The sequence below is a fragment of the Streptomyces sp. NPDC029466 genome (assembly GCF_055574515.1).
Map to the genome: position 1 here is coordinate 1 of NZ_JBVHZH010000038.1, position 13,655 is coordinate 13,655.

General features: G+C 71.0%; 12 protein-coding genes. 7 read left to right on the top strand and 5 right to left on the bottom strand.

Annotated features, from left to right (window positions below; genetic code table 11):
* Positions 1–256: 256 nt before the first annotated feature.
* Positions 257–1,609, bottom strand: coding sequence for an FtsW/RodA/SpoVE family cell cycle protein (locus ACZ4XD_RS26195; protein WP_468046090.1), 1,353 nt, complete (start codon positions 1,607–1,609; stop codon positions 257–259).
* 527 nt (positions 1,610–2,136) lie between these two features.
* Here ACZ4XD_RS26195 and groES point away from each other — a divergent pair.
* Positions 2,137–2,445 (top strand): co-chaperone GroES, encoded by a 309-nt coding sequence (groES, locus tag ACZ4XD_RS26200; protein ID WP_018090856.1) that lies wholly within the window; start codon positions 2,137–2,139, stop codon positions 2,443–2,445.
* Between the two features lie 135 nt (positions 2,446–2,580).
* A complete protein-coding gene (gene groL / locus ACZ4XD_RS26205) occupies positions 2,581–4,203 on the top strand; it encodes a chaperonin GroEL (RefSeq protein ID WP_042155947.1) in 1,623 nt (540 codons plus the stop codon).
* A 170-nt stretch (positions 4,204–4,373) separates the two neighbouring features.
* On the opposite strand, the gene ACZ4XD_RS26210 is transcribed toward groL, so the two are convergent.
* From ACZ4XD_RS26210 to ACZ4XD_RS26220, 3 genes are all read right to left on the bottom strand, one after another.
* Positions 4,374–5,432, bottom strand: coding sequence for a hydroxyacid dehydrogenase (locus tag ACZ4XD_RS26210; protein WP_468045961.1), 1,059 nt, complete (start codon positions 5,430–5,432; stop codon positions 4,374–4,376).
* Positions 5,433–5,651: 219 nt separating this feature from the next.
* Positions 5,652–6,425 (bottom strand): SDR family NAD(P)-dependent oxidoreductase, encoded by a 774-nt coding sequence (locus ACZ4XD_RS26215; RefSeq protein ID WP_468045963.1) that lies wholly within the window; start codon positions 6,423–6,425, stop codon positions 5,652–5,654.
* A gap of 133 nt (positions 6,426–6,558) precedes the next feature.
* Positions 6,559–7,224, bottom strand: a complete 666-nt coding sequence (locus ACZ4XD_RS26220; protein WP_468045965.1) for an MOSC domain-containing protein — start codon at positions 7,222–7,224, stop codon at positions 6,559–6,561.
* A 158-nt stretch (positions 7,225–7,382) separates the two neighbouring features.
* Between ACZ4XD_RS26220 and ACZ4XD_RS26225 the strand changes: the two genes are divergently transcribed.
* Positions 7,383–8,294 (top strand): LysR family transcriptional regulator, encoded by a 912-nt coding sequence (locus ACZ4XD_RS26225; protein ID WP_468045967.1) that lies wholly within the window; start codon positions 7,383–7,385, stop codon positions 8,292–8,294.
* A 68-nt stretch (positions 8,295–8,362) separates the two neighbouring features.
* Here ACZ4XD_RS26225 and ACZ4XD_RS26230 read toward each other — a convergent pair whose 3' ends face one another.
* Positions 8,363–8,695, bottom strand: a complete 333-nt coding sequence (locus tag ACZ4XD_RS26230) for a WhiB family transcriptional regulator (protein ID WP_042155964.1) — start codon at positions 8,693–8,695, stop codon at positions 8,363–8,365.
* Positions 8,696–9,075: 380 nt separating this feature from the next.
* On the opposite strand from ACZ4XD_RS26230, the gene ACZ4XD_RS26235 reads away from it, so the two are divergent.
* The 4 genes from ACZ4XD_RS26235 to ACZ4XD_RS26250 all read left to right on the top strand — a co-directional run bounded on the left by ACZ4XD_RS26235 (position 9,076) and on the right by ACZ4XD_RS26250 (position 13,428).
* A complete protein-coding gene (locus tag ACZ4XD_RS26235; RefSeq protein WP_003948568.1) occupies positions 9,076–9,687 on the top strand; it encodes a response regulator transcription factor in 612 nt (203 codons plus the stop codon).
* Positions 9,688–9,970: 283 nt separating this feature from the next.
* Positions 9,971–10,546 (top strand): sigma-70 family RNA polymerase sigma factor, encoded by a 576-nt coding sequence (locus tag ACZ4XD_RS26240; RefSeq protein ID WP_018090849.1) that lies wholly within the window; start codon positions 9,971–9,973, stop codon positions 10,544–10,546.
* A 139-nt stretch (positions 10,547–10,685) separates the two neighbouring features.
* A complete protein-coding gene (gene guaB, locus ACZ4XD_RS26245; RefSeq protein ID WP_387249671.1) occupies positions 10,686–12,188 on the top strand; it encodes an IMP dehydrogenase in 1,503 nt (500 codons plus the stop codon).
* A 124-nt stretch (positions 12,189–12,312) separates the two neighbouring features.
* Positions 12,313–13,428, top strand: coding sequence for a GuaB3 family IMP dehydrogenase-related protein (locus tag ACZ4XD_RS26250; RefSeq protein ID WP_468045970.1), 1,116 nt, complete (start codon positions 12,313–12,315; stop codon positions 13,426–13,428).
* Positions 13,429–13,655 lie beyond the last annotated feature (227 nt).

The following is a 13,655-nucleotide window of genomic DNA, read 5'->3' on the forward strand; positions in this document are numbered from 1 at the left end:
CACCCCCCCCCCTCCCCCCCTCCCCCCCCTCCCCCCTCCCCCCCCCCCCCTCTCCCCCCCCCCCCCCCCCCCCCCCCCCCCCCCCCCCCCCCCCCCCCCCCCCCCCCCCCCCCCCCCCCCCCCCCCCCCGTCACCGCACCCGACAGCCCCGCGCAGCGGCACCGCCCGCCGCAGGCGCAACGGCGGGACAGCCAAGAACGTGGGGCCGAGGCAAAGCGCAGCGGAACGGCGGGAAAGCCGAAAACGTGGGAAGAAATCAAACCGGCTCACGCCGCCGCTGCGCATGGTCGCTGATCCGCAAGAGCAGGGCCACCATGAGCCAGTTGGCGACCAGTGAGGAGCCCCCCTTGGCGAGGAAGGGGAGGGCCTTGCCCGTGAGGGGGATGAGGCCGGTGACGCCGCCGGCGACGACGAAGACCTGGAGGAGGAGCGCGCCGGAGAGGCCGGCCGCGAGGAGTTTGCCGAAGGGGTCGCGGGCGCTCAGGCCGACCCGGAGGCCGCGCTGGGCCAGCAGGACGTAGAGCATGATCACGGCCATCACGCCGGCCAGGCCCAGCTCCTCGCCGACGGTGGTGAGGATGAAGTCGCTGTTGCCGGCGAAGCCGATCTGCTCGGGGTGGCCCTGGCCGAGGCCGCTGCCGCTGATGCCGCCGCTGCCGAAGCTGAACAGGGCCTGGGCGAGCTGGTCGGACATGTTCTCCGCCCGGCCCGCCTTGGTGAACGCCCGCATCGGGTCGAGCCAGGCGGTGACCCGGCCGTGGACATGCGGTTCGAGGGAGCCGACCACGGCCGCGCCGGCCGTGGCCATCAGCAGGCCGCACAGCACCCAACTGGTGCGGTCGGTGGCCATGTAGAGCATGATCACGAAGACGCCGAAGAAGATCAGCGAGGTGCCCAGGTCCCGTTCGAAGATCAGCACCAGCAGGCTGATCGCCCAGATCGTGAAGATCGGCGCGAGCTGCCGCCCCGGGGGCAGCTGGATGCCCATGACGCGGCGGCCGGCCAGCGCCAGGGCGTCGCGGTTGACGGTGAGATAGCCCGCGAAGAACACCGAGATCATGATCTTCACGAACTCGCCGGGCTGCAACGACAGCGGCCCCAGCAGGATCCAGCGCTTGGCGCCGTACATGTCGGCGCCGAAGAAGGCCGGTGCCATCAGCAGCACCAGCGCGATCACCATCGTCAGATAGATGTAGCGCTGGAGAATGCGGTGATCGCGCAGCATCAGCAGGACGGCGAGGCAGACCACCACCCCGATCACCGTCCACAGCAGCTGGCCGTTGGCAGCCTGGGCCGTCTTGAGCCGGGGCGACTGTGCGTAGGTGAGGTCCAGGCGGTGCAGCAGCACCAGGCCGATCCCGGTCAGCAGGGTCGCCAGCGGCAGGATCAGCGGATCGGCGCGGGGCGCGTAGCGGCGCAGGACCAGATGCGGGACCAGCGTCATGAACAGCATGGCGGCGGTGAAGACGGCCAGCCCGCCGGGGAGCAGGCCGCCCATCGACAGGCCGGTGTAGGTGTAGCCGAAGACCGTGATCAGGACGACGAGGGTGAGCAGCCGGGCCTCGGTTCTCCGCCGGTCCGGGGCCTGGGCGAGCGCGGCGAACGTCATGGTGCGCTCGACATCGCTCTCCGGCACCCGGGCCTTCCGGGGAACTCTGGTCGGTGCACGCACGGCTTTTCCTCCGCCATCTTGTCGAGGCCGCCGGCCGGCCGGGTGCGGGCCCGGTTCGTCGGCCCGTCAGTCGAGGAAGTAGACGAGGCAGCCGAGGGCGTGGTTGCGAGGGAAGGGGAAGGCATGTCCGATTTGGCGGGAAGCTGCCTGCCTCGTCACCCGCCCCGCCCCCGCTGTAGATGGCCATGATCGCCGAAGCCGGGCCGGCCGGGGAAACGGGGCTGCGGACGCCGGTCAACCCGGGCCGCGGACGGCCGGTCAACCGGCGTCGAGGGAAGAGCTCCCCGCCGCGCTGGCACTCCGCTTGACCGAGTGCTAACCGCGTCATAGTCTCGGCGTTGGCACTCTCCAGTGGGGAGTGCCAACACAGCGACGGGCAGGTCCGGCACCCGCGACGACGGATCCACCTGGTCGCCACCTCAGACAGTTAACCCCGTGAGATCTCCGAAGGGGGAGGTCGGATCGTGACGACCACCAGCTCCAAGGTTGCCATCAAGCCGCTTGAGGACCGCATCGTGGTCCAGCCGCTCGACGCCGAGCAGACCACGGCCTCGGGCCTGGTCATTCCGGACACCGCCAAGGAGAAGCCCCAGGAGGGCGTCGTCCTGGCCGTGGGCCCGGGCCGGGTCGAGGACGGCAAGCGCGTCGAGCTCGACGTGAAGGTCGGCGACGTCGTGCTCTACAGCAAGTACGGCGGCACCGAGGTGAAGTACAACAACGAGGACTACCTCGTTCTCTCGGCTCGCGACGTGCTCGCGATCGTCGAGAAGTAAGTCACCCAGTTTTGCCGTGATCTGCGCCCCTGGTTCCCGCGTCTAAACAACCCGGGGCAGGGGCGCAGTTCGTTTGAGCGACAGCGGTCCCCACGTCGTGGCCGAGGATCGCAATGAGAGGACTTGAAGCAACCCATGGCGAAGATCCTGAAGTTCGACGAGGACGCCCGTCGCGCCCTTGAGCGCGGCGTCAACAAGCTTGCCGACACCGTCAAGGTGACCATCGGCCCCAAGGGCCGCAACGTCGTCATCGACAAGAAGTTCGGCGCGCCGACCATCACCAACGACGGTGTCACCATCGCCCGTGAGGTCGAGGTCGACGACCCGTACGAGAACCTGGGCGCCCAGCTCGTCAAGGAGGTGGCGACCAAGACCAACGACATCGCGGGTGACGGCACCACCACCGCCACCGTGCTGGCCCAGGCGCTGGTCCGTGAGGGTCTGCGCAACGTCGCCGCCGGCGCCTCCCCCGCCGCCCTGAAGAAGGGCATCGACGCCGCCGTCAAGGCCGTCTCCGACGAGCTTCTCTCCACCGCCCGTCCGATCGACGACAAGTCCGACATCGCCGCCGTGGCCGGTCTGTCCGCGCAGGACAAGCAGGTCGGCGAGCTCATCGCCGAGGCGATGGACAAGGTCGGCAAGGACGGTGTCATCACCGTCGAGGAGTCCAACACCTTCGGTCTGGAGCTGGACTTCACCGAGGGCATGGCCTTCGACAAGGGCTACCTCTCGCCGTACATGGTCACCGACCAGGAGCGGATGGAGGCCGTCCTGGAGGACCCGTACATCCTGATCCACCAGGGCAAGATCTCCTCGATCCAGGACCTGCTGCCGCTGCTGGAGAAGGTCATCCAGGCCGGTGCCTCCAAGCCGCTGCTGATCATCGCCGAGGACGTCGAGGGCGAGGCCCTGTCGACCCTGGTCGTGAACAAGATCCGTGGCACCTTCAACGCCGTGGCCGTCAAGGCCCCCGGCTTCGGTGACCGCCGCAAGGCGATGCTCGGCGACATGGCCACCCTCACCGGTGCCACCGTCATCGCCGAGGAGGTCGGCCTCAAGCTCGACCAGGCCGGTCTGGACGTGCTCGGCACCGCCCGCCGGGTGACCGTCACCAAGGACGACACCACCATCGTCGACGGTGGCGGCAAGGCCGAGGACGTCACCGGCCGGGTGGCCCAGATCAAGGCCGAGATCGAGTCCACCGACTCGGACTGGGACCGCGAGAAGCTCCAGGAGCGCCTCGCCAAGCTCGCCGGTGGCGTCTGCGTCATCCGCGTGGGTGCGGCCACCGAGGTCGAGCTCAAGGAGAAGAAGCACCGTCTGGAGGACGCCATCTCCGCGACCCGCGCCGCGGTCGAGGAGGGCATCGTCTCCGGTGGTGGCTCCGCGCTGGTCCACGCCGGCAAGGTGCTGGAGGGCTCCCTCGGCAAGGAGGGTGACGAGGCCACCGGTGTCGCCGTCGTCCGCCGCGCCGTCGTCGAGCCGCTGCGCTGGATCGCGGAGAACGCCGGCCTCGAGGGCTACGTCATCACCGCCAAGGTCGCCGAGCAGGACAAGGGCAACGGCTTCAACGCCGCCACCGGCGAGTACGGCGACCTGGTCAAGGCCGGCGTCATCGACCCGGTCAAGGTCACCCGCTCCGCCCTGGAGAACGCCGCGTCCATCGCCTCGCTGCTGCTGACGACCGAGACCCTGGTCGTCGAGAAGCCCGCCGAGGAGGAGCCGGAGGCCGGTCACGGTCACGGCCACGCGCACTGACGCGAGCCGTCGCGCACTGACGTGAGCCGTCACCCCGGCTGACGCGCCGCGCGGACTGCTTCACCCGAGACCCGGTTCCCGCTCAGCGGGGGCCGGGTCTTCGGCTTTCCGGTGCCCGGCCGGGTTCCTGCCGGGCACCGGAAACCCCGCGGCCGGGCCGCCTGCACGCTTCACGCCGAGTGGTGCAGCTCCTCCCGCCGTACGGGGGTGAGGAACGGGCGGCCCCGGCCGTAGCGTTCGAGTTCGTCGAGGGCGTGGTCGGCCAGGCGGTGGAGCTCGGTGCCCAGCGAACCCGCCACATGCGGTGTCAGCAGCACGTTCGGCAGGTCGTACAACGGCGAACCGGGGCGCGGGAGTTCGGGCTCGGTGACGTCGAGGACGGCATGCAGCCGGCCGGTGACCAGCTCGGGCAGCAGGGCCGCCTCGTCGACCAGCGAGCCGCGGGCGGTGTTGATCAGGGTCGCGCCGTCCGGCATCAGGGCCAGCTGCCGGGCGCCGAGCAGATGGCGGGTGGCGGGCAGCTGCGGGGCGTGCACGGTGACGATGTCGCTGTCGGCGCAGAGCGCGTCGAGCGGAACCGGGGCCGCGCCGAGCCGGGTGGCCTCGGCGGCCTCCACATACGGGTCGTACAGCACAACGCGCAGGTCGAACGGGCGCAGCAGTTCGATGACGCGGCGACCGATGCGGGAGGCGCCGATGACGCCGACGGTGCGGCGGTAGTTGCCGGCTCCGGCGAGTTCGTCCGGCCAGGCGTGCGGCGCGCGCAGACCGCGGTAGCGGTGGGCGGAGTGCAGGACGCGCTTGTTGGCGAAGAGGATCGCGGCGAGGGTGTATTCGGCGACCGGGAGGGCGTTGGCGGCGGCGGCCGAACTGACGGCGATGCCGCGGTCCCAGCAGGCGTCGGTGAGGTGGTGCTTGACCGATCCGGCGGCGTGCACGACGGCCCGCAGCCGGGGGGCCGCGGCCAGCACCCGGTCGGTGAGGGGCGGCGCGCCCCAGCAGGTGAGCAGCACCTCGGCGCCGGCGAGGGCGGCGGCGACCTCGGGGGTGGGGTCGGCCAGATCGTGGGCGATCAGATGCGGGTCCGTACGGGCCAGGGCCGCGAGGCGGGTGTGGTGGCGGGCGCCGAGGAGCCGGCCGGCCACGCCCGGCCCCATCGACAGCAGCAGGCCGGGCCGGACCGGTGGCGTTTCCGCAGGTCCTGGGGGACTGTCAGAGGTGGGGTGCATAGTGCTGAACGGACCTCCTTCGCGGTCGTCCGCCGTCGCGCCTCGCTTTTCCCGCGTCGCGCGTCGCCGGCCGGTTCGCGTCGTTGTGCGTCCTGTGGCGTTCCGCGGGGGGAGGGGCCCGTGGATGCTCCGTCCCCGCACCCCACCGCCCCGCCCCGCGCGCCACGGCCATGGCACCACCCCGGCCCCGCCCTCGGCAACGGGCCGACTGACCCGGTGTCAGCGGGGCCCGTATTTACGGCCGGTACGGGACGTCAGTCCCCCCAGCACGCCACGGGGCGCCAGCTTCACCGCGCCCATCAGCGCCTTGTACCGCGGATCCGGAATGGACAGCGACTTCCCCCGCGTCAGGTCCTTCATCGCGGCGTCGACCAGCTTGTCGGCGTCCAGCCACATCCACCCGGGGATGTTCTCCGTCCCCATCCCGGCCCGCTCGTGGAACTCGGTCCGTACGAACCCCGGGCACAGCGCCATCAACCGCACGCCGCTGCCCGCCAGATCGCGCGCCGCACCCTGGGTGAACTGCACGACCCAGGCCTTGCTCGCGCCGTAGGTGCCCCGCGGTACGAACGCCGCCACCGACGCCACATTGACCACCGCGCCGCGCCGCCGGTCCCGCATCCCGCGCACCCCGGCCGTGGTCAGCCGCAGCACCGCCTCACAGTGCACCTTGAGCATCGTCAGCTCGTCGGCCATCGAGACCTCGAGGTACTCGCCCTTGTTGCCGAAACCGGCGTTGTTCACCAGCAGGTCCACCGGGTGCTTGGGGTCCGAGAGCCGGGCCTCGACGGCTGCGATGCCCTCCTCGGTGGCCAGGTCGGCGCTCAGCACCTCCGCCTCGATGCCGTGCCGGTCGTGCAACTCGGTGGCCTGCTCGCGCAGTCGCTTCTCGTTGCGGGCCACCAGCACCACGCTGTGGCCGTCGCTCGCGAGCCGCCGGGCGAACGCCGCCCCGATGCCCGCCGTCGCTCCCGTGATCAATGCAGTCGTCATGCGGGCACGCTATCCGCCCCGGGCACGGCGCCCGAGCCCCAACCCCCGGTGGCGCGGCCGCCCCACGGCCCACCGGAGGCAGATCCTCCGCCGCCCGCTCCGGGCCCCGCCGCCCCGCGCCCGGCGGAACCGCTCAACCCGCCGCCCGCTCCGCATACTTCCGCGCCTTCTGCCGGGCCTCCTCCGGCAGTGCCGCACCCGCCTCCAGCAGCCGCGGCAGCAGCTCCCGCCGGGTCGTCAGGGCCCGGAACACCATCTCGATCGTCACCTCGTGATCCGGCCGGTGCACCACCTCGACGGCGTCCCCGGCGCGGATCTCGCCCGGCTCGATCACCCGCAGGTACGCACCGGGCACCGCGGCCTGGGTGAACCGCCTGATCCAGCCGCGCTCGCCGAGCCACGCATGGAACGTCCGGCACGGAATCCGCGGTGAGGTCACCTCCAGCAGCAGCCGCGGACCCACCCGCCAGTGCTCGCCGATACGGGCGCCGGTGACCTCGACGCCCGACGTGGTGAGGTTCTCGCCGAAGACCCCATTGGCCAGCTCGCGCCCCAGCTCCCGCTGCCAGTCGTCCAGATCCTCCCGGGCGTAGGCGTAAACGGCCTGGTCGTCGCCGCCGTGATGGCGCAGGTCGACCACCGCGTCACCGGCCAGCCCGCTGCCGCCGACGCCCTTGGGACCGGGCGCGGCCACCGCCACCGTCCCGTCCACGGGCCGCTTGTCGATGCCCGTACCGCCCTCCGCAGTGGTGTGCCGGCACGGGGTCGGCCGCCCCAGGTTCACGCTCAGCAGCTTCATACGGTGCTCCGTTGCTCGGTCGTGCGGCGTGCTCGGGGACCGGCCTTCCGCCGGCGTCGCCCCAGCTCGTAGGCGCCGCTGATCCACGCTAGCCGTGTGCCCCAAAAGCAATGACGCAATTTTTCCTGATCGGTCCAAGCGGCGCTTATGCTCGAAATATGATCGAGGCCCGTCACCTCCGTGTGCTGCGCGCCGTCGCCAGGACCGGCTCGTTCTCGGCCGCCGCGCGCGAACTGGGCTGCACCCAGCCGGCCGTCAGCCAGCAGATGAAGGCGCTGGAACAGTCCGCCGGCACCCCGCTGCTGGTCCGCGCGGGCCGCGAGATGCGGCTGACCCAGGCGGGTGAGGCGCTCGTCCGGCACGCCGTCGGCATCCTGGCCGGGCTCACCGCCGCCGAGGAGGAGATCGCCGCCATCGCGGGCCTGCGCGCGGGACGGGTGCGGCTGGTGTCGTTCCCCTCCGGCAGCTCGACGCTGGTGCCGACGGCCCTGGCGACGATGCGCGCCGCGCATCCCGGTACCCGGGTCTCGCTGGTCGAGGCCGAGCCGCCGCGCTCGATCGAGATGCTGCGCAACGGTGACTGCGAGATCGCACTGGCCTTCCGCTACCCCGAGGTGCGCGGTGCGGACCCGGCGGCGGGGGCGGAGTGGGACGACCTGGTGGTGCGCCCGATCCTGGCGGACCGGCTGGTCGGACTGGTGCCGGCCGGCCACCGGCTGGCGAAGGAGGGCGTCGCGCGCTTCGCCGAGCTGGCCGACGAACCGTGGATCGCGGGCTGTCCCCGCTGCCGCAGGCATCTCGTGGAGGTCTGTGAGAGCGCGGGCTTCACCCCGCGGATCGACTTCGCGACGGACGACTATCCGGCGGTCATCGGCCTGGTCGGGGCCGGTCTGGGAGTCGCCGCGCTGCCCGAGCTGACCCTCGCGTCGGTGCGTCCCAAGGGGGCTACGGCGGTACGTCTGGAGCCTGCCGTCCATCGCGAGATCGTCGCGCTCACCCTGCCGGATCTGGCGCAGGTCCCCGCCGTCGAGGCGACGCTCGACAAGCTGGTGGACGCCGCGGGGCGCTGACGGCCCGGGGCCTTCGGCTTCGGTGCCACGCAGGAACGTTTCTTCAGGAGCGGTCCGCTCCCGGGGTGTCAGGCGCCGGAGGCGCCCGGGTGGCCGGTCATGGAAGAGGCGGGGACCAGCCGGTGCCGGGCCCGGCCCATGAGTTCCTCGCGCTCGTCCTCCGTCAGTCCGCCCCACACCCCGTAGGGCTCACGAACGGCCAGTGCATGCGCCGCGCACTCGGCCCGTACCGGGCAGCGCATACAGACCTCCTTCGCCGATGTCTCACGCGCGCTGCGGGCCGCTCCGCGCTCACCTTCGGGATGGAAGAACAGCGAGCTGTCCACGCCACGGCAGGCAGCCAGCAGCTGCCAGTCCCAGAGGTCTGCGTTCGGGCCCGGGAGGCGGGAGAAATCTGCCATTGCTTGTCCCCTCGAAGCGATGCTGATTCGGGCTCGGTGCTCACGACGGTACATCTACTGTCGAAGTAGATGTAAATATGACTCATTGCGAATCTAGTCATAGTCACCACGAAAATGGAAGAAAGAGAGCCAAATAGGGCATAGGGTGCACGCGCGGATGCCGGTCGCCCATTGAGTCGTCTGCGTATCCGGCTCCTCACGGAGCGTGCTGAACTCGGTCGCCGAAGCCGTAACTCTTTCGAGTGACCGTCGTTGAGAGTGCGGAGGCGGTTGGCAGAGGTAGACCCCGGGCAAATGTCCGAGGGCCGTCAATCGCACAGGTGACGATACGTACCAGCCTGGAGGCTCAAGGTGACGCGCATCAGCTGCGGAGGGCGGTCATGACATCCGTCCTCGTCTGCGACGACTCCCCGCTTGCCCGAGAGGCGCTCCGTCGGGCGGTTGCGACCGTGCCCGGCGTCGAGCGCGTGACGACCGCGGCCAACGGCGAGGAAGTCCTCCGCCGCTGGGGTGCCGATCGTTCGGATCTGATTTTGATGGACGTACGGATGCCCGGGCTCGGCGGTGTCGAGACCGTGCGCCGGCTGCTGTCGGCGGACCCGGGCGCCCGGATCATCATGCTCACGGTGGCCGAGGATCTGGACGGGGTCGCGCTCGCGGTCGCCGCCGGTGCCCGCGGCTATCTGCACAAGGACGCCTCGCGCGCCGAGCTGCGGGCGACGGTGACCCAGGCGCTCGCGGATCCGACGTGGCGGCTCGCCCCGCGCCGGCTGCGGTCCGCCGAGATGGGCGCCGCGCCGACGCTCACCGCGCGGGAGATCCAGGTGCTGGAGGGCATGAGTCACGGCCGTTCCAACGCCGAGATCGGCCGTGAGCTGTTTCTCTCGGAGGACACGGTCAAGACCCACGCCCGGCGTCTCTTCAAGAAACTCGGCGCCTCGGACCGGGCGCATGCGGTGGCCCTGGGCTTCCGCTGGGGACTGGTCCGCTAAGGCGTTGTGACGTGCAGCGAAGCGGGGGAGTGAAGATCCCCGCCCGCCGTGTGGCGGGCGGGGCGGCAGAGCGCCCCGCGACCGTCGGCGTACGACGGCGGTCCGATTCGCCGCGCGGTGCCGCATCCTTGGGAGTATGGAGTTCCTCGGGGACGGGCCGGTCGGGCACGAGGGGAGGGCGCAGGACATGACATCAGCCGGCGCACCTGCCGCTCATAACGCTTCAGTGCACAAGTGCGGACCTGATGCCGCGGATCGCGCGGCGCCAAGGCACCATGGTCCGATGCGCGATGACGGGAAGCAGGAAATCGGCGATCTCGTCGCACGCGCCGTAGAGGGGGACCAGCGGGCCACCCACGATCTGCTGGCCCATGTGCACCCCCTCGCCCTGCGCTACTGCCGTACCCGGCTGTCGCGGCTGCCGGGTGATGCCCGGCACTTCGTCGAGGATCTGGCGCAGGAAGTGTGTGTCGCGGTGCTCTGTGCGCTGCCGCGCTACCGCGACACCGGCAAGCCCTTCGAGGCGTTCGTCTTCGCGATCGCCGGCCACAAGGTCGCCGATCTCCAGCGGGCCGCCATGCGGCATCCGGGCAGCACCGCCGTGCCGTCCGACGAGATGCCCGAGCAGCCGGACGACTCCCTCGGCCCCGAGGAGCGGGCGCTGCTGAGCAGCGACGCCGAGTGGGCCAAGAAGCTGCTGGCGAATCTTCCGGAGAACCAGCGTGAGCTGGTACTGCTGCGGGTCGCCGTCGGGCTGACGGCCGAGGAGACCGGGCAGATGCTGGGGATGTCGCCCGGTGCGGTGCGGGTGGCTCAGCACCGTGCGCTGAGCAGGCTGCGGGCGCTGGCCGAGCAGTAGCGGTTCCCGGTCGGAAGCGGCCGGCTGCCGCCGTAGAAAAGCACAAGTGACGAGGCCCTCATCGCTCGTGGAATGGGCCACCCCATTAGGCCGTTAGCATGGGAGTCCGCGCTGAGGCAAGAGCATTGGGGAAGGTGTCATGAGTGACAACGTCGACGGTATGCCCGCCAAATTCGCCATGCTCGGGCTGACATACGACGACGTGCTGCTGCTGCCCGGTGCGTCGGAGGTGCTGCCCAACGCGGTGAGCACCGCGTCCCGGGTCTCGCGCAACGTCACGGTGAACATCCCGCTGCTGTCCGCGGCGATGGACAAGGTCACCGAGGCGCGGATGGCCATCGCCATGGCGCGGCAGGGCGGCGCGGGTGTGCTCCACCGCAATCTGTCCATCGAGGACCAGGCCAACCAGGTCGACCTGGTCAAGCGCTCCGAGTCCGGCATGGTCACCGACCCGATCACGGTCCGCCCGGACGCCTCGCTCGCCGACGCCGACGCGCTCTGTGCCAAGTTCCGCATCAGCGGTGTGCCGGTGACGGACGCCGCGGGCAAGCTGCTGGGCATCGTGACCAACCGCGACATGGCCTTCGAGATGGACCGCAGCCGTCAGGTCCGCGAGGTCATGACGCCGATGCCGCTGGTCACCGGCAAGGTCGGCATCTCCGGCGAGGACGCCATCGAGCTGCTGCGCCGCCACAAGATCGAGAAGCTGCCGCTGGTCGACGACGCGGGCGTGCTCAAGGGCCTGATCACCGTCAAGGACTTCGTCAAGGCGGAGAAGTACCCGAACGCCGCCAAGGACGCCGAGGGCCGGCTGGTCGTCGGTGCCGCGGTGGGCGTCGGCGGCGAGGCGTACGAGCGGGCGCAGGCGCTGGTCGAGGCCGGTGCCGACTTCCTCGTCATCGACAGCGCGCACGGCCACAGCCGCGGCATCCTCGACATGATCGCCAAGGTCAAGTCCAACATCAGCGTCGATGTCGTCGGCGGCAATGTCGCCACCCGCGATGGTGCCCAGGCGCTGATCGACGCGGGCGCCGACGGCATCAAGGTCGGTGTCGGCCCCGGCTCCATCTGCACCACCCGCGTCGTCGCCGGTGTCGGCGTTCCGCAGGTCACCGCGATCTACGAGGCCGCGCAGGCCGCGAACGCCGCGGGTGTGCCGCTGATCGGTGACGGCGGTCTCCAGTTCTCCGGTGACATCGCCAAGGCCATCGCGGCCGGTGCCGACACGGTGATGCTGGGCTCGCTGCTGGCCGGCTGCGAGGAGTCGCCCGGCGAGATGGTCTTCATCAACGGCAAGCAGTTCAAGTCGTACCGCGGCATGGGTTCGCTGGGCGCGATGCAGTCCCGCGGCCAGGCCCGCTCCTTCTCCAAGGACCGCTACTTCCAGGACAACGTGCTCTCCGAGGACAAGCTGGTCCCCGAGGGCATCGAGGGCCAGGTGCCCTACCGCGGCCCGCTCGCCTCGGTCGCCCACCAGCTGATCGGTGGTCTGCGCGCCTCCATGGGCTACGTCGGCTCCGCCGACATCCCCGAGCTCAAGGAGAAGGGCCGCTTCGTCCGGATCACCGCTGCGGGTCTCAAGGAGAGCCACCCGCACGACGTGCAGATGGTCACCGAGGCGCCCAACTACTCTCGTCGCTGAGCGTCCCCGGTCGACGGCGACCGGATGACAGCACTGAGCACCGATGCCCGCGGCCGTACCCCGGCCGCGGGCTCCGGCGTGTCGGGGATACTGGAACCGCAGACGTAGAGGAAAGGCCACACACGTGACTGAGATCGAGATCGGGCGCGGCAAGCGCGGCCGCCGGGCATACGCATTCGACGACATCGCCGTCGTACCCAGTCGCCGCACCCGCGACCCGAAGGAGGTCTCGATCGCCTGGCAGATCGACGCCTACCGTTTCGAGCTGCCGTTCCTGGCCGCTCCCATGGACTCGGTGGTCTCGCCGGAGACCGCGATCCGCATCGGTGAGCTGGGCGGCCTGGGCGTCCTCAACCTGGAGGGTCTCTGGACCCGGTACGAGGACCCGGAGCCGCTGCTCGCCGAGATCGCGGAGCTGGACGGCGCCACGGCCACCAAGCGGCTCCAGGAGATCTACGCCGCGCCGATCAAGGAAGAGCTGATCGGGCAGCGCATCAAGGAGGTGCGGGACGCCGGCGTGGTCACCGCCGCCGCGCTGTCGCCGCAGCGTACGGCGCAGTTCTCCAAGGCCGTCGTCGACGCGGGCGTGGACATCTTCGTGATCCGCGGCACCACCGTCTCCGCCGAGCATGTCTCCTCCGCGGCCGAGCCGCTGAACCTCAAGCAGTTCATCTACGAGCTGGATGTCCCGGTCATCGTCGGCGGCTGCGCCACGTACACCGCGGCGCTGCACCTGATGCGTACGGGCGCGGCGGGTGTGCTGGTGGGCTTCGGCGGCGGCGCCGCGCACACCACCCGGAACGTCCTCGGCATCCAGGTCCCGATGGCGACCGCGGTCGCCGATGTCGCGGCCGCGCGCCGCGACTACATGGACGAGTCCGGCGGCCGCTACGTCCACGTCATCGCCGACGGCGGGGTGGGCTGGTCCGGTGACCTCCCGAAGGCGATCGCCTGCGGCGCCGACGCCGTGATGATGGGCTCCCCGCTGGCCCGCGCCACGGACGCGCCGGGCCGTGGCCACCACTGGGGCATGGAGGCGGTCCACGAGGACGTGCCGCGCGGCAAGCGGATGGACCTCGGGGCGGTCGGCACGACGGAGGAGGTGCTGTTGGGGCCGTCCACGACCCCCGACGGTTCGATGAACTTCTTCGGTGCGTTGCGCCGGGCGATGGCGACGACCGGGTACTCGGAGCTGAAGGAATTCCAGCGGGTTGAGGTGACGGTGGCCCCTCGGCGCTGATCCCACGTTGTCGGGTGCCCCGCCGTACCTCTTTCTGTTTTTCGCCTGTCGGCGGGAGGGGTGGTGTTTGGGGTGGGGCCCCGGGTTTGTGGTGGGTGCCGGTGGGGGGGGGGGGGGGGGGGGGGGGGGGGGGGGGGGGGGGGGGGGGGGGGGGGGGGGGGGGGGGGGGGGGGGGGGGGGGGGGAGGGGGGGGGAGAGCGAAAACCAGGACACAACAAGAGAAACGA